The organism is Rhizobium sp. N731 (assembly GCF_001664145.1).
Lineage (GTDB): Bacteria > Pseudomonadota > Alphaproteobacteria > Rhizobiales > Rhizobiaceae > Rhizobium > Rhizobium esperanzae.
The window spans coordinates 3,532,501-3,553,181 of the sequence record NZ_CP013601.1; the positions used below are offsets into that span (position 1 = coordinate 3,532,501).

At 62.2% G+C, this 20,681-nt stretch carries 16 protein-coding genes (1 of these 16 running past the window's edge); 15 read left to right on the forward strand and 1 reads right to left on the reverse strand.

Annotated features, from left to right (window positions below):
* From AMK02_RS17255 to AMK02_RS17325, 15 genes are all read left to right on the forward strand, one after another.
* Positions 1-231: the 3' portion of a phosphoribosyltransferase gene (locus tag AMK02_RS17255; RefSeq protein ID WP_064806310.1), read on the forward strand. 465 nt of this gene lie to the left of the window's left edge; the window shows 231 of its 696 coding nt (coding positions 466-696); its start codon lies beyond the left edge, outside the window; it ends in the stop codon at positions 229-231.
* Between the two features lie 140 nt (positions 232-371).
* Entirely contained in the window at positions 372-2,114 is a 1,743-nt protein-coding gene (locus AMK02_RS17260; RefSeq protein ID WP_064804683.1) for an SLC13 family permease, read from the forward strand.
* Between the two features lie 85 nt (positions 2,115-2,199).
* Positions 2,200-3,144, forward strand: a complete 945-nt coding sequence (locus AMK02_RS17265; RefSeq protein WP_064804684.1) for a phosphoribosylaminoimidazolesuccinocarboxamide synthase — start codon at positions 2,200-2,202, stop codon at positions 3,142-3,144.
* A gap of 108 nt (positions 3,145-3,252) precedes the next feature.
* On the forward strand, positions 3,253-3,855 hold the full coding sequence (locus AMK02_RS17270; protein ID WP_064804686.1) for a TetR family transcriptional regulator: 603 nt from the start codon (positions 3,253-3,255) through the stop codon (positions 3,853-3,855).
* Positions 3,856-4,013: 158 nt separating this feature from the next.
* A complete protein-coding gene (locus AMK02_RS17275) occupies positions 4,014-5,225 on the forward strand; it encodes an efflux RND transporter periplasmic adaptor subunit (protein ID WP_064804688.1) in 1,212 nt (403 codons plus the stop codon).
* Positions 5,226-5,273: 48 nt separating this feature from the next.
* Positions 5,274-8,384, forward strand: a complete 3,111-nt coding sequence (locus tag AMK02_RS17280; protein ID WP_064804690.1) for an efflux RND transporter permease subunit — start codon at positions 5,274-5,276, stop codon at positions 8,382-8,384.
* 150 nt (positions 8,385-8,534) lie between these two features.
* On the forward strand, positions 8,535-9,971 hold the full coding sequence (locus tag AMK02_RS17285) for an efflux transporter outer membrane subunit (protein WP_064804692.1): 1,437 nt from the start codon (positions 8,535-8,537) through the stop codon (positions 9,969-9,971).
* A gap of 165 nt (positions 9,972-10,136) precedes the next feature.
* Entirely contained in the window at positions 10,137-11,180 is a 1,044-nt protein-coding gene (locus AMK02_RS17290; RefSeq protein ID WP_064804694.1) for a LacI family DNA-binding transcriptional regulator, read from the forward strand.
* A gap of 1 nt (position 11,181) precedes the next feature.
* A complete protein-coding gene (locus AMK02_RS17295; RefSeq protein ID WP_064804696.1) occupies positions 11,182-12,204 on the forward strand; it encodes an ABC transporter substrate-binding protein in 1,023 nt (340 codons plus the stop codon).
* Positions 12,205-12,266: 62 nt separating this feature from the next.
* Positions 12,267-13,094 (forward strand): ABC transporter permease, encoded by an 828-nt coding sequence (locus AMK02_RS17300; protein WP_064804698.1) that lies wholly within the window; start codon positions 12,267-12,269, stop codon positions 13,092-13,094.
* Positions 13,091-13,870: an ABC transporter permease gene (locus AMK02_RS17305; protein ID WP_064804700.1), complete on the forward strand. Its 780-nt coding sequence runs from the start codon at positions 13,091-13,093 to the stop codon at positions 13,868-13,870. Before AMK02_RS17300 ends, AMK02_RS17305 begins: the two co-directional genes overlap by 4 nt.
* Positions 13,863-14,888, forward strand: a complete 1,026-nt coding sequence (locus AMK02_RS17310; protein WP_064804702.1) for an ABC transporter ATP-binding protein — start codon at positions 13,863-13,865, stop codon at positions 14,886-14,888. Before AMK02_RS17305 ends, AMK02_RS17310 begins: the two co-directional genes overlap by 8 nt.
* A gap of 4 nt (positions 14,889-14,892) precedes the next feature.
* Complete coding sequence (locus AMK02_RS17315) at positions 14,893-15,813, forward strand: nucleoside hydrolase (protein WP_064804704.1); 921 nt, start codon at positions 14,893-14,895, stop codon at positions 15,811-15,813.
* Positions 15,810-17,597, forward strand: coding sequence for an adenine deaminase (locus AMK02_RS17320; protein ID WP_064804706.1), 1,788 nt, complete (start codon positions 15,810-15,812; stop codon positions 17,595-17,597). The genes AMK02_RS17315 and AMK02_RS17320 overlap by 4 nt, the downstream gene beginning before the upstream one ends.
* 364 nt (positions 17,598-17,961) lie before the next feature.
* Positions 17,962-19,131 carry a glycosyltransferase family 87 protein gene (locus AMK02_RS17325; protein WP_189636977.1) on the forward strand — a complete coding sequence of 390 codons (1,170 nt, stop codon included), beginning with the start codon at positions 17,962-17,964 and terminating at the stop codon, positions 19,129-19,131.
* On the opposite strand, the gene AMK02_RS17330 is transcribed toward AMK02_RS17325, so the two are convergent.
* On the reverse strand, positions 19,110-20,672 hold the full coding sequence (locus AMK02_RS17330) for a hypothetical protein (protein WP_237358316.1): 1,563 nt from the start codon (positions 20,670-20,672) through the stop codon (positions 19,110-19,112). The two genes, AMK02_RS17325 and AMK02_RS17330, sit on opposite strands and share 22 nt — an antisense overlap.
* Between the last annotated feature and the right edge of the window lie 9 nt (positions 20,673-20,681).

Below are 20,681 nucleotides of genomic sequence, written 5' to 3' on the forward strand. Positions count from 1 at the left end.
GACGTCATTTCCAGCGGCGCCTCGATCGTCTCGGGCCTTGAGCTGCTGACGGCCTGCGGCATCCAACCCGTCGTTCTCGGCGCGGCCATGCTGCAATCGGAGCGCTGGCGCGACAGCCTCGCAGCCGCCGGGCCGCAATGGGTCGCGCGCATCCGCGGTGTCTTCGCAACGCCCGTGCTGGAGCGGAATGCCGAGGGCCGCTGGCAGGTTTCGGCCCGACCGAAGACATGAGATTGTTCAATCTTTGCCGGCTGGCGCCTCTGTACAGCAGATGAGGAACGACTACAGTCCGCCCAAGGCCTGTCATCCGGAAATCTGCAGCAGTTCCGGTACCGCGACATGCCTCCGTCGATGAAACACCGGATCCGCCCATGTCGTTCGAGCAAGCATCCCTGCTGATCCTTCTGCTGGCGATGCTCGTTCTCTTCTCGCTCGAGCGCATACGCATCGAGGTGACGGCGATTGCCGGCCTGCTCGCCGGCTATGCGCTCGGACTTTATCCGGTCGACCAAATCTTCGCGGGCTTCGCCAGCCCCGTCGTTATCACCGTCATCGAAATCCTGCTGATCGTGCAGGTGCTGGCACGCGCCAAGCTCTTCGACAACCTCGCTGCGCATGTCGCAGCCGCAAGGTCATCGAACTTCAAGGTCATATCAGGCGCTTCCTCGCTTGCCGGCTTTCTTTCCATCTTCATGAACAATATCGGCGCCTTTGCGATCACCCTGCCGGTGGCGCTGCGGCTCGGCGTGGCGCTCTCAATCCCCCGCCGTCAGCTCGTCATGCCCATCTCGTTTGCCGCCTTGCTCGGCGGCCTCGTCTCGCTGATCGGCACGCCGGCCAACCTGCTCGTCAGCGATGCGCTTGCCAGGACGTCCGGTGCGGGTTTTCATTTCTTCGATTTCAGCTATGTCGGGCTGCCAGTCGCAATCGCCGGCATCCTACTCATCGCCGTTCGGGTCCGATACCTGTTCCCGGAACCTGACGCAGTGCCGGCAACGCTCGCCCAGGGCTCGCGTCGCATCGTCATCGAACGTCGCATTCCCAATGCTTCGCCGCTGATCGGCGCACGGCTTTCCGAGTGTCTGACCCGCTTCGGCATCAAACCGCACGCGCTGATCCGTGACGGCAATTTCGTGTTTGGCCCGCTCGACCAGTCGATGATCAGCGCGGGCGACGTGCTGCTTGCCGAAGGCGCCGATGACATCTTTGCCGGCCTTGCCGCCACACAGGCCCTGGTGGCCGATGCCCATCTGAATGGTCGGCCGCCAGATTTCACCCGGGTCGAAACCGTCGTCATGCCCGAAAGCACACTGGTGGGTTCACGCGTCAGCTCACTCGAAGTCTTCCACCATCGCGGCATCGCAGTCACTGCTCTTTCCATGCGCGCACCCCGTATCGAAGGCCGCTTTCTCGATCTGCAACTGTCGATTGGTGATATATTGACGCTGGAAGGGCCGCGTACGGCAATCGCCGAAGCGCTGGAGGAAAGCGAGTGCCTGCCGCTTGCTCCGACAGCTTCAGCCGAACCGGCCCTCCTCTCCTGGCGGCCTTTCGCATTATTTGTCTGCGGCGTCGCGGCATCGGCGGCGGGCCTGCATCCCGAGGTCGCTTTTGCGGGTGTTGTCCTCGTCCTCGCTTTGCTCAATCATCTCAACATCCGCCAGGCGATGGCCGACCTCAACTGGCCGATCATCATCATGCTCGCGGCGATGATTCCGATCGGCCAGGCAGTGGCCGGCACCGGGGCGGCCGAAGCGATTGCCGGCTGGCTGAGCTTCATCGTGCCGGTTAACCATCCGCTTTCCGGCATCGCCCTCATCCTCTTCCTCGCGATGGCGCTGACGCCCTTCGTCAACAACGCGACGGTCGCAATCGTGCTCGCCCCGATCGCACTCGAATTTGCGAGGATCGGGCGGCACACACCGGACGCCTACCTGATCGCGGTCGCCATCGGAGCCTCGCTCGATTTTCTGACGCCCTTCGGCCATCACAACAACACGCTGGCGATGGGCATCGGCGGCTACCGCTTCAGCGACTTCCTGCGGGCCGGCTGGCCGCTTGCCGTTGCAACTTACGGCCTCGCTCTGTTTCTTCTGGCTCTGTTCTGGCTGTGATGCGATACTTCGGCTCGGCTTGACTTCGCCGGTAATGAAACTAGAGCAGGAAGCCATCAGCCAAATACAAGGACAGTCGAGCGCCGTGCGAATCCTCTCCGAAGCCCATTTCCCGGAACTGCCGAACTACTATCGCGGCAAGGTGCGCGAGAATTACGATCTTCCCGACGGACGCCGCATCATCATCAGCACAGATCGGCTGAGTGCTTTCGACCGCATTCTCACCTGTATTCCCTATAAGGGCCAGGTGCTGACGCAGACGGCGCGTTACTGGTTCGAGGCGACGAAGGACATTTGCCCGAACCACGTGCTCGACTATCCCGATCCGAATGTGGTCATCGGCAAGCGGCTCGACATCCTGCCGGTCGAAATCGTCGTGCGCGGTTATCTCGCCGGCACCACCGGCACCTCGATCCTGACCCTCTATAAGAAGGGTGAGCGGGAGATGTACGGGATACGTCTGCCGGACGGCATGCGCGACAATCAGATCCTGCCGGAACCGGTCATCACGCCGACCAGCAAGGAATTCGACGGAGGCCATGACGAACCGCTGACGCCTGCCGAAATCGTCACGCGAGGCCTTCTGACCAGCCGGCAGTGGGAAACCTTGTCGAAATATGCACTCGCGCTCTTTGCCCGCGGCCAGGAAATGGCCGCGAAGCAAGGCCTGATCCTCGTCGATACCAAATATGAATTCGGCACCGATGGCGATGGCAACATCATTCTCGCCGACGAGATTCACACGCCGGACAGCAGCCGCTACTGGCTTGCCGAAACCTATCCGGCAAGTTTTGCCGCTGGCAAGCGCCCGGATAGTTTCGACAAGGACTTCGTCCGTGCGTGGGTGGCGGAGCGCTGCGATCCTTATAAGGACGAGATTCCAGAAATCCCCACCGAACTGATCGAGCAAACCTCGGCCGTCTATATCAGGGCCTACGAGGCGATAACCGGCGAGCGCTTTGTTCCAGACAATAGCGGCGAGACGCCGCTTGCCCGTGTCCGCAGCAACCTCGCCCCCTATTTCCCTTGAACAGGCGACGTGCGAAAGCCGCCGGGCCTTGCATCGGCTTGGCAGTTTTCGCTGAATAGCGCTAGCATCGGCAAAAAGGGATACCGGGCGCGGCCCGGCGGGGGACGGATGGTAAGAAGGCCGAGACGCAAGGCCGAGGAAACGCGACAGGACATCCTCTCCATGGCGGAGATGCTGTTTCGCGAACGTGGCTTCGCCGCGGTGTCGATCGCCGATATATCAGGCGCGCTGCACATGTCACCCGCCAACGTCTTCAAGCATTTCCGTTCAAAGGTGGCGCTGGTCGATGCCATCGCCGGACGACATCTCGACAATGCCGCCGAGCGTTTCGTCCCTGTCGACCAAGACATGCCCGCGAAAGAGCAATTGCTCCGCTTCGTCCTGCGCCTGCTGGAGGGCCATCTGCAGGATATCCAGAAAAGCCCTTACATCTTCGAAATGGTGCTCTCGACCATCGAAGCCAAACTCGAAGCTGGCAATCGCTATCGCGCCCGTATCGAGGAGAAAATCGGCGAGATCATCCGCAAAGGCATAGTGGAAGGACGTTATCATTGCCGCGATCCCGAGCGTGCGGCACAGACCGTCGCCGATGTGCTCGCCTGCGTGCTGCACCCTGTCCTCATCGTCCGCGACGACAAGGAGACGCTGGTGCATCGTGCCGAGGAAATCGTCGGCTTCGTCGATGCCGCACTGCAAAATAGCGCTTGCTAAGTGACGGTTGCTGACTTACGTCACTTCGTAAAGCTTTTGTTAGACTCGGGATTATGGCATTTGAGGCCAAGCTCGTCCTGACGCTTATATAAGCCTGCGCTCGGCCTGACCGGGCCCGTGGATCGAACGGCGATTGCCACCGCATGAGGGAATTCAGAATGATTCGGCGTGCCGTCCTCATCTCCTCGGCCCTGCTGGCCGGCGTATTGGTTGGCGCCTGCAGCGACAACGCCGGCAAGCCCGCGGGCAATGCCGGCGCGGGCGCGGCGCAGCAGGCGACCCCCGTTGGCGTGATCGCCCTGACTAAGGCAAGTTTCCCGATCACGACGATCCTTCCTGGCCGCGCCGAAGCCTTCCAGACGGCCGACATCCGGCCGCAGGTGAGCGGCATCATCCGCGAGATCGCCTTTAAGGAAGGCGGCGAGATCAAGAAGGGCGACCTTCTTTATCAGATCGAGGATGCACCCTATATCGCCGCCGTCGAGCAGGCCAAGGCGGCCATCTCCAAGGCCGAGGCGAGCGTGCCGAGCGCTGAAAGCAATCTCGAACGCTACCAGCGCCTCGTGGGCAGCGGCGCCACCCAGATCGAATATGAGACGGCCAGAACGACGCTTCTCCAGGCGAAGGCCGAGGTCGAGTCGGCAAAGGCAGCCCTTTCCGCCGCGCAGATCGACCTTGACCACACGAAGATCGTCGTTCCCTTCGACGGCGTCATCGACCAGACCGCCTATAATGTCGGAAACGTCGTCTCGGCCAACCAATCGACGGCGCTGACGACGATCCGTCAGCTCGATCCAGTCTATATCTCCCTGACGGAATCGAGCACCAACCTCCTGAGGCTGCGCGATGCGATGGCCGCCGGCGATATCAAGGGCGCGGAGAACGTCGCCTTTCACCTGATCCTGGAAGACGGCAAAGAATATAATCAGCAGGGCAAGCTCGACATGTCGAAGCAGGTGGTCAGCGAGACCACGGGCACCTTCATCATCCGTGTGCTCTTTCCCAATCCCGACCGTATCGTCCTGCCCGGCATGTATGTCCGCGCAACCGTCGAACTCGGCGCCGAAACCGGTTATGCGCTGCCGCAGCTGGCGACGAGCCGTGACGCCAACGGCCGACTGACGGCGCAATTCGTTTCCGCCGACGGCAAGGTCGAAACCCGCGCCTTCGAGAACAGCTCGCCCTCCAACAATTCCTGGCTGGTGACCGAAGGCATCAACGATGGCGATCAGCTGATCGTCACCGGTCTGCAGTCGGTCGCGGCGGGCATGCCGGTGAAGCCGGTTCCGATGAAGATCAACGACAATGGCGTGGTCGTGGCTGCCGAGCAGCCCGCGGCCGGTGACGCTGAGAAGCCCGCAGCGAAGTAATCGCTGCGAGCCCGCATCGTCACCGTCTCAGCCGCACAGGAACAACCGATGGCCAAGTTTTTCATCCGACGTCCGATTTTTGCCTGGGTCATTGCGATCACCATCATGCTCGCCGGCCTTCTGGCGATCTTCACCCTGTCGATTTCGCAATATCCCGACATCGCCCCGACGACGGTCCGCATCAACGCCACCTATCGCGGCGCCAGCGCCGAGACTGTCGAGAAATCAGTGACGACGATCATCGAGGACGGCATGACCGGCCTCGACGACCTCACCTACATGACCTCGACCTCGTCGACCGGTTCGGCCAGCATTCAGCTCACCTTCGGAACCAGCATCGATCCCGATATCGCCCAGGTGCAGGTGCAGAACAAGCTGCAGCTGGTTCAATCGCAGCTCCCCGGCGACGTCATCGATGCCGGCATCAGTGTGACGCGCTCGACCTCGAGCATCCTTCTCGTCGGCTCGCTCGTTTCAACCGACGGCAAGCGCAATTCGGTCGATCTCGGCAACATCATGTCGACCTCGATCGAGGACCAGATCCAGCGCCTGGAAGGCGTCGGCAGCATCAACGTCTTCGGTTCCGGATACGCCATGCGTATCTGGCTCGATCCCTTCAAACTCTTGAAATATCAGCTGACGCCAAGCGACGTCACGGCAGCGATCCAGGCGCAGAACACCCAGGTCTCCGTCGGCTCGCTCGGCGCCCAGCCGACGATTCCAGGTCAACAACTCAACGTCACCATCACCGCGCAAAGCCAGCTGACCACCGTCGCCGACTTCGAGCACATCATCCTGAAGGTCGAAAAGGACGGCGCGACCGTGCGCCTGAGCGATGTCTCGCGCATAGAGATCGGCCAGGAAAGCTACGGCGGCAGTTCACGCTACAACGGCCAGCCTTCGAGCGGTTTTGCCGTCAACCTCGCGATCGGCGCCAACGCCATCGATACCGCCGCCCGCGTGCGGTCCGCCCTCGATGTCATCGGCCGCACTCTGCCGGAAGGCGTGAAGATCACCTATCCCTATGACACGACACCCTTCGTGGAATTGTCGATCGAGAAGGTCGTGCATACGCTGATAGAGGCGATTGTGCTCGTCTTCGTGGTGCTGCTCGTCTTCCTGCAGAATCTGCGGGCAACGCTGATCCCGACCATCGCCGTTCCCGTGGTATTGCTCGGCACCTTCGGGGTGCTGGCGGCCACCGGCTATTCGATCAATACCTTGACGATGTTCGCCATGGTTTTGGCCATCGGCCTTCTCGTCGACGATGCGATCGTCGTCGTCGAAAACGTCGAACGTATCATGTCCGAAGAGAAGCTTTCGCCGCTCGAAGCGACGGAAAAATCAATGGGCGAGATCACCGGCGCCATCGTCGGCATTGCGCTCGTCCTGACCGCCGTCTTCATTCCGATGGCCTTCTTCGGCGGTTCGACCGGCATCATCTATCGCCAGTTCTCGATCACCATCGTCTCTGCCATGCTGTTGTCGGCGCTCGTCGCCATCGTGCTGACACCGGCGCTCTGCGCCACGATGCTGAAGCCGGTCAGCGAGCACAGGAAGCACCGCGTCGGCGACTGGTTCAACCGCAATTTCACCCGCTCGACCAACGGCTATGTCAGGACCATCGGTTATCTCCTGAAGCGGCCGATCCGCGTCATGCTGGTCTTCCTGCTCGTCGGCGCCGGCTGTGCCTATCTCTTCACCCGCCTGCCGAGTTCATTCCTGCCGCAGGAAGATCAGGGTGTGCTGCTGACCATCGTCACCACACCGCCGGGCTCGACGACGCAACAGACGCAGGCCGTCGTCGAGAAGGTCGAAAACTACTATCGCGAGAACGAGAAGGATGCCGTCGAATCGGTCTTCGGCGCACTCGGCTTCGGCTTCAGCGGCTCCGGCCAGAACAGCGCCATCGTTTTCACCAAGCTCAAGGATTTTTCGCTGCGCACTGATCCAAATCTGAGCGCCCAGTCGGTTGTCAACCGGGCGCTTCGCAGCTTCTTTGCGATGCGCGAGGCACAGGTTTTCGCGCTCCTGCCGCCGGCGATTCAGGGCCTCGGCGTTTCGAGCGGCTTTTCCATGTATCTCGTCGATACCGGCGGCCACGGCAACGACGCGCTGACGGCGGCTTCCAAGCGCCTGATCCAGATGGGCAACAGCTCGGGTAAGATCGTGGCGCTACGCAGCAGCAACAAGGAAGTCGAGCCGCAAATGCGCATCGTGCTCGATCAGGAAAAGATCGGCGCCATGGGCGTCGACATCGCCTCTGTCAATTCGATGCTGTCGATCATCTTCACCGGCCGCGACGTCAACGACTTCACGCTGAACGGCGAGATCAAGCCGGTCTATGTCCAGGGCGACGCGCCCTTCCGCATGCAGCCGGACGATCTTAATCACTGGTATGCCCGCAACACGGCCGGCGAGATGGTGCCCTTCTCCGCCTTTACCAAAACCGAATGGGTCAAGGGCGCACCTTCGCTTGCCCGCTTCAACGCCGTCAGCGCGATTCCGCTCGATGGTGCTGCCGCGCCCGGCGTGTCCTCCGGCGATGCCATGAACGAAATGGAAGCGCTGACCGAGCAACTCGGCGGCGGTTACACGGTCGCCTGGCAGGGCATTTCCTATCAGGAGCGCCTTTCCGGCTCACAGGCGCCGATGCTCTATGCAATCTCGGTTCTCGTCGTCTTCCTCTGCCTGGCAGCGCTTTACGAGAGCTGGTCGATCCCCTTCTCGGTAATCATGGCAGTGCCGGTCGGCGTCCTCGGTGCTCTGGCGGCGGCAACACTCTTCGGCCAGGCCAACGATGTCTATTTCAAGGTCGGCTTGCTCACCACGATCGGCCTGGCGGCGAAGAACGCGATCCTGATCGTCGAATTCGCCAAGGATCGCATGGAAAGCGGCAAGGGGCTTTTCGAAGCGACACTGGAGGCGGCGCGGCTGCGCCTGCGGCCGATCATCATGACATCGCTTGCCTTCATTCTCGGCGTCGTGCCGCTGGCGATCGCTACGGGCGCGGGCTCGGCAGCCCAGAACGCCATCGGCCTCGGCGTTCTCGGCGGCATGCTGTCGGCAACGATGCTCGGAATTTTCTTCGTGCCGTCCTTCTACGTCGTCATTCGACGCATCTTTGCCACACGCGACAAAAATGCGGCAGGAGTGTGATATAAATGCACTGTGATAATGCTGTTTCGATTGCTACATTGCGCCCGACTGCTTCGGTGTGTGTGTTTGTGGTAGGACGAGGCGCGGCTGCGATAGTGAAGCATGAAGCTTCGGACAAGAATTGACTTGCTCGAGTACAGGATGAAATGAATGGTATCTCTTCGTTTTGCCACACCGGCATTATTGTTATTACTGTCGGGCTGCGTTGTTGGCCCGGATCATGCTCCTCCTGAAATGCCGCTGCCCGCCAAATTCGGAGAAGGCGGCACGAAAAGTGTAGGTGACGTTGCTACCGCAGCCTGGTGGACCGCCTTCAACGACCCCAAACTGAATGGCTATGTCCATGCCGGCCTCGATCAGAACCTGACGGTTCAGCAGGCGATCGAACGCATCAATGCGGCCTCTGCAAACGTCACCACCGCCGGCGCAGGCGCCCTGCCGAACCTGAATGTCGGCGCTTCGCACACGGTCAGCGGTCAGAAGGGCGAGCTGCGCTCGCAGTTCGACACACGCAACACCAGTGCCGGCGAAGTCCAGCTGACCTGGCTGCTCGATCTCTTCGGCCTCTACAAGCGCAGCACCGAGAGTGCTCTCGCCTCGCTTGATTCCGCATACGCATCCGCTGACGTCGCCAAGCTGACCCTCGTGCAGGATCTCGTCTCGAGCTATATCGATGTTCGCTATTATCAGCAGCGCCTGGCGCTTTCGAAGGCCAACCTGAAGTCCCGTCAGGAAACCTACGAACTGACCAAGTTCCAGCTTGAAGCCGGCGCCGCCTCGCGCCTGGACGTCGTGCAGGCCGAAGGCCTCGTACAGTCGACGCTCGCCGAAATTCCCGGCCTCGAAACCAACATCCGTATATCAGCCCATCACATCGCCACGCTGCTTGGCCTGCCGGCCTCGGCCCTCGTCGACGAGCTGCTGAAGGGTCGCGGTCAGCCGGTCTTCCGTGGCGGCATCAACTCGGGCATCCCGGCGGACCTGATCCGTAACCGTCCCGACATTCGCGTCGCCGAGCGTGATCTCGCCGCCGCAACGGCCAATATCGGTGTTGCCGAGGCGCAGCTCTATCCGAGCATTTCGCTCAGCGGCTCGATCTCGCCGTCCTACATCAACCAGCGCGGCATCCATGGCGACCTGACCCCCTGGTCCTTCGGCCCGACCCTCAACCTGCCGATCTTCGATGGTGGCCGTCTGCGCGCCAACGTCAAGTCGGCGCAGTCCACTGCCGCAACCGCCTATCTCAACTGGAAGTCGACTGTGCTGACCGCTGTCGAACAGGTCGAGAACGCACTCGCCGCTGTCCGCCGCGACGCCCGCACGGTCGCGGCCCTACAGGCTCAGGTGAAGACCACGCAGGAAACCCTCGAACTGTCGACCGCGTCCTACAAGGACGGCGCCTCCTCGCTGCTCGACGTTCTCGATGCGCAGCGCCAGGTCTCGCTTGCCCAGGCAAGCCTTGCCCAGGCCGTCCAGCAGATGGCCAAGGACTACGTCTCGCTGAACATTGCGGTCGGGGGCGGCTACGCGCCCGGCGGCAAGACCACAGCAGCGGTGACGCCGGCGCCGGCAAAGGCCAAGAGCTGATCGGCATTTCGCCTTCCTGGAAATACAAAACCCCGCGATCGCCTCGCGGGGTTTTTTCATGCCGGACAAATCCCGGAATAATCGCACACCGAACGAATTTGGATTCGACAAGCAGAAACGGCTGCTATAGGACTGATTAAACGATTAATCAGAATATTCCTGACCATGGCTTCATCGCGCTCCGGACCGAACCTCAGCAGGATAGCGACCTCGCTCGGCGTCTCCATTGCCACGGTCTCGAATGCGCTTTCCGGTAAAGGCCGGGTCTCGGGGCAGCTGGTCGAACGGATCCGCGAACACGCCGCCGAACTGGGCTATGTCCCGAGCCAGGCCGGCCGCGCGCTCAGGACCGGCCGCAGCGGCGTGCTCGGCCTGGTTTTGCCCGATATCGCCAACCCTCTGTTCCCGAAGATCGCACAGGCGATCGAATTTGCCGCCTCCGCCGCCGGTTACGGCGTGCTGATCGCCGACTCCCGCGGCGATGCTGCCGCCCAGACCGAGGCGATCAATCGTCTCGTCGAACGCGGCGTCGACGGCATGGTCATTATTCCCCGCCGCGCCACCCGCATTTCGTCCGCTGCCTGCCCAGTCGCTCTCATCGACACCCCCTCGACGCCAGGCAACACCGTTTCCGCCGACCATTGGCAGGGCGGCCGCGAAATCGCTCTCCATCTCGCGGACCTCGGCCACCAGCGCATCCTCATCATCGGCAACAACCAGGAATCCAGCGTTCAGAACGACCGCGCCGACGGGATTCGCGCCGGTATGCACGCGGGTATGCATGCCGAAACGCTGTGGATCGGGAAGGTGGAGCAGGATGGCGGCAGCGGCTGTCCGCTCGGCCTTGCCGAAAAGGTGCGGGAGGGTTTTACCGCTTTCGCGGCTCTTTCCGATCTGCAGGCATTGCGCGCGCTGACCGAGCTGCAGCAGGCCGGCATCAGCGTTCCCGGCGATGCCAGCGTCACCGGCTTCGACGACCTCATCTGGTCGCCTGTTGTCACACCGTCGCTGACGACGGTCAGGATGGACATGGATAGAATTGCCGGGATTGCCGTGTCGGCGCTGGCCGATACCATCAGAAAAAACCGCGCCCGGGAAGGCGTGCTCGTTACCGCGGACATCGAACGCGTCGCGATGCAGCTGATTGTCCGCCAATCGTCCGGGCCTGCGAGCCCGGCACCAAAAACCTCAGAGATGGAGAACATGTAAGATGAAGAAAGCTCTCATGGCGTCGGCGGCGCTCGCCGCACTGTGGCCGTTTGCCGCCTCCGCAGCCGAACGGACGCTGACCATTTCCGTCTATGCCTTCGCGCAGGACGACTTCAAGACGCTGGTCTACGATCCGTTCGAAGCCCAATGCGGCTGCAAGCTGGTGGTCGAGACCGGCAACAGCGTCGAGCGGCTGGCCAAGATGGAGGCGAACAAGGCCAATCCCGTGGTCGATCTCGCCGCCGTTTCGATGGCGGACGCGCTTGCGGCATCGCGCGCCGGCCTGACCGACAAGATCGATAGGACGAAACTTGCCAATTTCGACAAGCTTTACGACGTCGCCAAGGATCCCAACGGCGACGGCATGAGCGTCGGCTATACGTTCTATGCCACGTCGATCGCCTATCGTTCCGACAAGATGAAGATCGAGTCCTGGGCCGATCTTCTGAAGCCGGAATATGTCGGCCATGTCGCCTTCCCGAATGTCACCACCAATCAGGGCCCGCCGGCGCTCTATATGCTGGGCCTGTCGCTCGGCAAAGATACGCCTGATCTGCAAGGCCCGATCGCGGCGCTGGGCGAGAAGAAGGACGACATCGTCACCTTCTACGAAAAGTCCTCGCAGCTCGTGCAGCTCATGCAGCAGGAGGAAATCTGGGCAGCCCCCATCGGCCGTTTCTCTTGGGCCGGCTTCACCAAGCTCGACCTTCCCGTCGCCTGGGCAACGCCGAAGGAGGGACAGACCGGCGGCATGAACGTGCTGGTGTTGACCAAGGGTTCGAAAAACCAGGATCTCGCCATGCAGTTCATGGATTTCTGGCTTTCGACCGAGATCCAGACCAAGCTCGCCGAAAAGCTGATCGATAGCCCCGCCAATAGCGAGGTCAAGCTTTCCGAAGCTGCCGCCGGCAACCTCACCTATGGCGAGGAAACGGCCAAGAGCCTCAAGCTGATCCCTTCCGCCATCGCCCTCGACAACCGCGCCGGTTGGCTGAAGACCTGGAACGAGAAGGTCGGCCAGTAGAGCCCGCATGAACCCGCCCCGGCCGCTCGCCGGGGCCATCTCCTCTCCCGGAAAGGCACGTCATGTTCCAGAACCGCGCGGAAGCCCTGGCGCTTGCCCTGCCGGCAGCCGTCTTTGCGACAGTGGTCTTCCTGCTGCCCGTCGCAATCCTGCTGTCGGAGGGTTTTCGTGCCGGCGGCGCCTGGACGCTGTCGGCCTATACAGGCTTCCTTTCCGAGACGCTGAACCGCACCGTTTTCCTGCGCTCCTTTCGGCTCGCTATCGAAGTCACCGCCGTCTCGGCCGTCATCGGCTACGCCGCAGCCTTTGCCATCGTCAACCTGCCGGCGAACGGCAAAGGCCGCATGGTCGGCTTGGTCACCCTGCCGCTGATGATCTCGCCGGTGGCGCGCACCTATGCGTGGATCGTCATTCTCGGCCGCACCGGCATCGTCAACCAGGCAATAACGGGTCTCGGTTTCAGCGCCGACCCGCTGCGCCTGCTTTTCACCGAAACCGCAGTCTTCATCGGCCTGCTGCAACTCTTCCTGCCGCTGATGATCCTGTCGCTGATTAGCGCCCTCGAAAACATGCCGAAGGATGCGATCCCCGCCGCCCGTGTGCTTGGCGCCAACTGGTTCCAGGTCTTCTGGAAGGTCATCCTGCCGCTGACGCGTGAAGGGCTCGTCGTCGGCGGTACCCTCGTCTTCACCGGCTCATTGACGGCTTATATCACACCCGCCGTACTTGGCGGTTCCAAGGTGCTGATGCTCGAAACGCTGATGTACCAGCAGGTTTCCGTCGCCAATGATTTCGTCTCGGCAAGCGTCATCGCCTTCATTCTGATCGTCATGAGCTTTGCCGCCAATATCCTGCTGAAACGGCTAGCGACCGCGAGGAGCCGCAGATGAGCATCCGTCTCTTTTCGCCTGTCGTGCTCTTCCTGCTGCTCGTCTTCCTGATCGGTCCGTTCCTGATCATCATCGCCGCCTCGCTTTCCGCGGGCGATACGCTGGCCTTTCCGCCGCAGGGCCTGTCGCTACGCTGGGTGATGAAGGTCTTCACCATCGAAAGCTTCCGCGACAGTTTCGCCATGTCGATGTTCCTTGCCGTCTTCGGAACGCTCGCAGCCCTCGTCCTCGGCATCCCCGCCGCCTACGCCCTGTCGCGCTACCGGCTGCCTGCGGCGGAGACCGTCCGCACCATCGTCTCGCTGCCGATCATCGTTCCCGGCATCATCGTCGGCCTGGCATTGCTGCGTTATCTCGTCGTGCCCTTTGGCTTCAACATCACGCTCGCGCTCTTCTTCGCCCATGCGGCCCTCGTGCTGCCTTATGCGGTGCGCGTCGTTTCGGCGAGCCTCGACAATCTGCGCTCGGATATTGAGGAGGCGGCCGTCCTGCTCGGCTCCTCCAGGCTCGGCGCCTTTTTCCGCGTGGTGGTGCCCAATATCCGCGGCGGCATCCTGGCCGCCTTCATCCTCGGCTTCGTCACCAGTTTCAATCAGGTGCCAGTCTCGCTCTTCCTTTCCGGCCCGGGTGTCCGAACCCTGCCGATCGATATGCTGGGTTATATGGAAACCACCTACGATCCTTCCATCGCGGCGCTCTCCGCCCTTCTCGCTTTCCTCTCGATCGGCATCGTCTTCCTCGCCGAACGCTTCCTGGGATTCTCGCGCTATGTTTGATGCCTATCTCCAACTCGATAAGCTGACGCTTCGCTATGGTGATACGGTCGCCGTGAGGGATCTCGACCTCGCGATCGCCAAGGGCGAGCTCGTCGCTCTTCTCGGCCCCTCCGGCTGCGGCAAGACGACAACGATGCGCGCCATTGCCGGCCTGCTGAAGCCGGCTTCCGGCCGCATCGGTCTCGACGGCGCCGATATAACCCGCGTCTCCGCCAACAAGCGCGCCGTCGGCCTCGTCTTCCAGTCCTACGCGCTTTTCCCGCATCTGACGGTCTACGAAAACGTCGCCTTCGGCCTTCGCCTCAAGGGCATTTCGGGCGCGGACCTCGATGCCCGCGTCGGCGCCGGCCTGAAATCCGTCGGCCTGACCAGCTTCGCTGGCCGAAAGCCCGCCGAACTCTCCGGCGGTCAGCAGCAGCGCGTCGCACTGGCGCGCTCCATGGTGATGGAGCCAAAGGTGCTGTTGCTCGACGAACCGCTCTCCAATCTCGATGCCCGGCTTCGTCTCGAAATGCGCGCGGAATTGCAGCGCGTGCAAAAAGAGACCGGTATCACCATGATCTTCGTCACTCACGACCAGGTCGAGGCCTTGGCGCTCGCCGACCGAATCGTCGTGATGCTGAACGGCGGCATCGAACAGATCGGCACGCCTGAGGAGATCTATAACAATCCCGCCTCCGCCTTCGTCGCCGATTTCGTCGGCTTCGAGAATGTCTTCGCCCTGAAGGACGGAAAACTCGTGACGCCGCACGGCCCGGCAGCACTCTCCGATCCGCCGCCGCAAGCTGCGGCCGGCCTGGCCTGGCGCCCGCGTACGGTGACTCTCGGCTCCGGTCCGTTCCAGGGTACGGTGCACGGCACGTCTTTCGCAGGCAATACACGCGAATACCTCCTCCAAACTCCGCTTGGGCCTATCAAGGCTGAAATCGACGCGAACCTGCCGTCGCACGAGATCGGCAGTGCGCTCGCCTTCGATCTGCCGGTCGCCGGCGCGGCCAACCTCAAGCGCTTCGGGTGACATCATGGGTGTGTGGATCGATACCGACATGGGCTTCGACGACATCGCCGCCATTCTGGTGGTGGCGCAGTCGGAATATGCAATCGAGGGCGTCTCGCTGGTCTTCGGTAATGCGCCGCTGCCGCAGGTGCTGGCGAACGCCGCCGGCGCCGTCAGCGCCTTCGGCTGGGCGTTCCCCGTCCATACCGGTCGTGCAGCACCTGTTCTCGGCAAGCTCGAAACCGCCCAGGCGATCCTCGGCGAAACCGGCATCCCGACGTCAGGCAAGAGCCTGCCGAAAGCTCCTGCCCTTGCTGAGAGCGATGCCTTCACTGCGCTCTGCTGCTGGCTCGAAGGCGACGGACCCCACCGCATCCTGGCGCTTGGCCCACTCACCAATATCGCCGCCGTAGCGCTCGCCCGCCCCGATCTTGCCGCCCGCATCACCGACCTCGTCTGGATGGGCGGCGGCGTCACATCAGGCAACCACACGGCCTCTGCCGAGTTCAACGCACTCGCCGATCCCGAGGCGCTGGCAATCGTCATCGCCCATGACCTGCCGCTGCGCATGGTCGATCTAGACCTCTGCCGCAAGGTGCTGGCGCGGCCCGAAGATGCCGAGCCGGTGCGCAATGCCGGCGGCAATAATGCCGAACTGATCGCCGACATGTTCGCCGGTTATATCAGCATCGGCACCAGCCGCGGCCGTCCCGGTATGGCGATCTACGATCCCTCCGCCGCCGTGGCCTTCGTCGCCCCCGATATCGTCACCTTCCGCCCCGCGCGCATCGACGTCGAACTGCAGGGCGCCCTCACCCGTGGCCGCACCGTCGTCGAGGTCCGCGCCACGCATGCGACCTTCAACGCCCAATTCGCCGCCGATATCGACGTCGGGAAGGCGCGTACCATCATTCTCGCCGCCCTGATCAATGAGGCCCGCAGATGAACGCCATCGCTCGTCAAGAACCTTTCGATCTCAACGATCCCGAATTGCGCGCCCGGGCCGTTGCCGCCGCCCGCGGCGATGCCCCATTCGATATGCTCATCACCGGCGGCCGGCTGCTCGATGCGGTGACGGGTTTGATCCGAGAAGCCGACATCGGCCTCGTCGGCGCGCTCATCGCCAGCATCCATGCCCCGGCGAGCCGCACGGACGCGGTCGAAATTGTCGATGCGACCGGCGGCATCCTGACGCCGGGCCTGATCGACATGCACATGCATATCGAAAGCTCGATGGTGACGCCGGCGGAATATGCAAGCGCCGTGCTGCCGCACGGCGTCACGACGGTCGTCTGGGATCCGCATGAATTCGGCAACGTCCACGGCCTCGACGGCGTACGCTGGGCGATCGAGGCGGCGCGCACCCTGCCTCTGCGCATGATCCTGCTTGCTCCCTCCTGTGTGCCATCGGCGCCGGGCCTGGAACTTGCCGGCGCTGATTTCGATGCCGCCGTCATCGCCGAAATGCTGCGTTCGCCTGCCGTCGGCGGCGTTGCCGAAGTCATGAACATGCGCGGCGTCATCGACGGCGATCCGCGCATGAGCGCCATCGTCAACTCAGGCCTTGCCTCCGGCAAGCTCGTCTGCGGCCATGCCCGCGGCCTCACCGGCGCGGACCTCAACGCCTTCATGGCATCGGGCGTCACCTCGGACCACGAAATCACCTCCGGCGCCGATCTCGCCGCCAAGCTTTCCGCCGGCCTGACGATCGAGCTGCGCGGCTCTCACGATCATCTCTTGCAGGAATTCGTCGAGGTGCTGAACGGTCTCGGCCACCTACCCTCCACCGTTACGCTCTGCACCGACGACGTCTTTCCCGATGAACTCTACCAAAGCGGCGGCCTCGATGAGGTCGCCCGCCGCCTGGTGCGCTACGGCATGAAAGCGGAATGGGCACTGCGCGCCGCGACCTTCAACGCCGCTGAGCGGCTGAAGCGTTCCGATCTCGGCCTTGTCGCCTCCGGCCGCCGCGCCGATCTCGTTCTCTTCGAGGATCTCACGGAATTGCGGGCACGCCTCGTCATATCAGACGGCCGCATCGTCGCCCGCAACGGCAGCATGGAGGCGGCCGTTCAATCGCTCGATACGGCGCCGCTCATCAACTCCATCAAGCTACCGCCGCTGTCGGAGAATGATTTCCGCGTCCCTGCGAAGGGCGCGCGCGTCCGCGTCGCCACCATCGACCGTCCGCGCTTCACGCAATGGGGCGAAGCCGAAACCGAGATCCGAGACGGCTTCGTCGTGCCGCCGGCCGGCAGCGCCATGATCGCCGTCGCCCACCGCCACGGAAAGGCCGGGGGCACCCCGCGCATCGGCTTTCTCACCGGCTGGGGCGAATGGCGCGGCGCCTTCTGCACCACCGTCTCGCACGATAGCCACAACCTCACCGTCTTCGGCAGTAATGTGCGCGACATGGCGCTCGCCGCCAACGCCGTCATAACTGCCGGCGGCGGCATGGCAGTCGCCAAGGACGACGCAATCCAGGCGATCCTGCCGCTGCCGCTCTCCGGCTTGGTCACCGACGCATCGCTGAAAGACACGGCTTCGGCCTTTTCCGATATCCGCAAGGCCATGGACAAAATCGTCGACTGGAAACCGCCCTACCGCGTCTTCAAGGCCTGCTTCGGCGCAACGCTGGCTTGCAATGCAGGTCCGCACCAGACGGACCGGGGGATTGCGGATGTGGCGACGGGGAAGGTGCTGGAAAGTCCTGTACTGGAGATTTTCTAGGCCGGGACGCACCGATCAAAGGCGAAGCCACGAGAGCCCCGCGAACCCTGTGCCAAAGTCGTCGAGCCAGACTTGCATGGAAATGCAACCACAACATCATTTACAGCACCATCAGGAAGCTGTCGTAAGTCGCGACGGCGCCCGGCCGCGCTGCCGCAGACCGACCGGGAACATCCGCATCAAGAGAGAGTTAGCAAGCGTCTGAGATAGACGGAGCAATCGGATTGCGATGACGCAGCAGGGCCATTCCGCAACGTGCACGACAAATGGCGGTAGTTGGTGACGAGGCCGCAGCGAGCACACAGAACAAGAGCGTATGGCGCCACCGCTCCTCATGATCGGGGGCATCGAGCGGGGCGTCAAAATGGACAGTGATGCCATCAACCGACAACCGTGGAGGCTGCTGAAGATGGCCGCGACCGCAGGTCTTGCCCTGATGTCCTTGCGGATCATCAAGGGGGAAATTCTGCGTGTCGTGTCAGATCACGGCCTTTGGGATTTCGGCGCCTTCGTCGCGTCGGGTCGCGCAGCCGCTGCAGGATGGGATCCCTATGGCATTTGCCCGCCGCTTACGCCGCATGTCGTCTTTCCCGGATTTGAATCCTGGAACCCAAATCTCAATCCCCCGATTTCGGCACTCCTGTTCCAGACCTTCGACCTCCTCGAGCCGGTGCAATCGCTTCGTATCTGGTGGATGATTTCAATCTCCAGCTACGTCGCCGCGGTCGCTTTGCTGCTGCGACGCTATAGCGGCGGCTTGGAGCTCCCGCTGCTGGCGATCTGGGCATTTGCATTGGCTGGCTTCTGGGACACGCTCTATCTCGGCCAGATCTATATGCCGTTTGTGCTGTTCGCGGTCGTGGCTTGGCTCCAACTGGAGAAGGGTGATGGCGTACTCGCCGGCATCATGATTGGTTTACTGATCTCGATGAAGCCCAATTTTGCAGTGTGGCCGGTGATGCTCCTTCTTGCCGGCCATCGCCTTCCCGGCCTTGTGTCGGTGGCTATCGCGGCAGTTATAGCCGCCATCCCGCTGGTCGTCTTCGGCCCGCAGATCTACGTCGATAGGCTGCGCCTCGTCGCGTCAGACGGCGACCGGGCTGTTTTTCTGACCAACGCGTCGTTTGCAGGCATCGCGGCCCGCGCCGGCCTTCCGGCCGCGGGCACGGTGCTTGCCGCTCTGTTGTTGCTTGGACTGGCAGGCTGGGCCTTTTTTCGTCATCCGCCAGTCGTCGCAGTGAGTGGCTTCGCGCTGTTGGCGTCGCTGCTGGCTTCGCCTCTTGGATGGATCCACTACACGCTCTTCCTGCTACCCGTGCTGTTGCACCATTGGCAGCGCCCGTGGGCATGGCTGACGGCAGCAGCCCTGGTGACTCCCGTCCCCGTCATACTCGGTTACTTCGGGGCTTCCCGCCTGAGCCAGCTGACGGCAGGATCCATTTACGCCTGGGCGCTCGTGCTAATGCTCATCGGCCTGATCACTGCGGAGCTGAAACAACAGACCGCACCGGCTCAGGAAGCCTTTCTGCGATAAATGCGCCAATCGGCCGTCTCCCGCACCAGCACATAGTGGCGGGCGATATAGTGGGCATAAAGGTCGCGCAGCCCGTTGCCCGTCCAGATCTCGATCGGCCATTTCGGATCGAGGATAAGATCAACGTCGGCGAACGTCGCTTCCGCGGCCGGATGATCATCCGGTCCAAGAGTTCGCCCCCAATGATACCACACGCTGTCGCCCACCGGCGGCGTCAGCCCCAGGCCGGCGGAGAAGGGATTGACGAAATCGAGAACCGCGACGCGCTCGTCAGCAGACATCAGTTGCGACAGGGCGACCGAAGCATCAGCCAATGTCCTGTTGTATCCCTCGAAATATTCGTATTGGCCGGCGCTCCACATCTCAACGAGCCTGATCTCGGAAAACGCCGGCAGCGGGAGCGGTTTGCCTCGGCCGCCGGCAGCGTAATAGGCATGAATTGCAAGCGATGCAGTGTTGCCGACGGCAGCGGGTAATAACAGGAAGCCCACGAGTAGCGGCAGGGCGAACCGCGGCTTCCCGTATCGGGAGAGCAGCTTGGCGCGAAAGAGGCTTTCCGTAATGATGGCGGCGCTTGCGCCCAGTGTCAGAATACCGACGGTCTGGAAATTCTGCCCGATCAAGAGGAGTCCGGTTGTGCCGCAGAAGGCAACGAAGAGCAGATGCCGATAACTCGGCGTCAGGTTGAGAACGATGAGCGCGACCGTCAGATAGACAAGAAGGTCGGCGAGATTGTTCCGTACCAAGTGACCGAGGGCGGTCAACGTCAGAACGCCGCCGCTGTTTTTTGCTGAAAGGTGAAGGTCAGCAAGGTAGTTGAACCCGCCGCGCCAGATGATTTCAATCGTGATGATGCTGAAGGCGATCATGCCGAGCGCCAACGTCACCCAACCGATCTGGCGACGATCGAAAAGCATGAACAACAGGAAGGCAAGCCCTACGACGCCATAGGTGATCTTGGTGTAGAGCATCAGCAACACAAGGAGACTGGCGCATGCGGCGTCGACTGCCTTGCTGTTCCCGGCGGCCGGCAACCGAGGCAGATACATCACCAGGAGTAAGCCAAGCGACGCCCACCCAATCCGGTTGTAGAACATGGCAAAGGTCAGCTCCCCTATCCGCTCGCCCGGATTTGCGGGAGCCGCAGCTATCAGGAGCAGGAAGATCGCAAGCGGCAGTCCGAACGCCTTATGCATCCGGCTGCCCACGATTTCCGCGGCAATAACCGCGAGTAGGAGAACCACTATCGCCATTCCAGCCGGCATCGCACCGCCCATATTGCCCGACAAGCCATAGCCAGCAGCGGGAATGTAAAATGTCAGCGGCCCGAGCGGCGAATGGAAGTCGACATTCGGCACCTGGCCACGTGCGATGCGGTGAGCACCATCCAGGAAAACGAAGAGGTCGTTGACGTATTTGGTTGTCGCCGTTCGGCCAGGCAGAGCGAGAAGGCAAGCGAGAATGAAGCCCATGCCAAAGATGACAGCCTGCGACCAATTCAACCGTGAAGCCGGGCGCGATGCGCCGTTTCCCGCTTGCACCGACCTTTC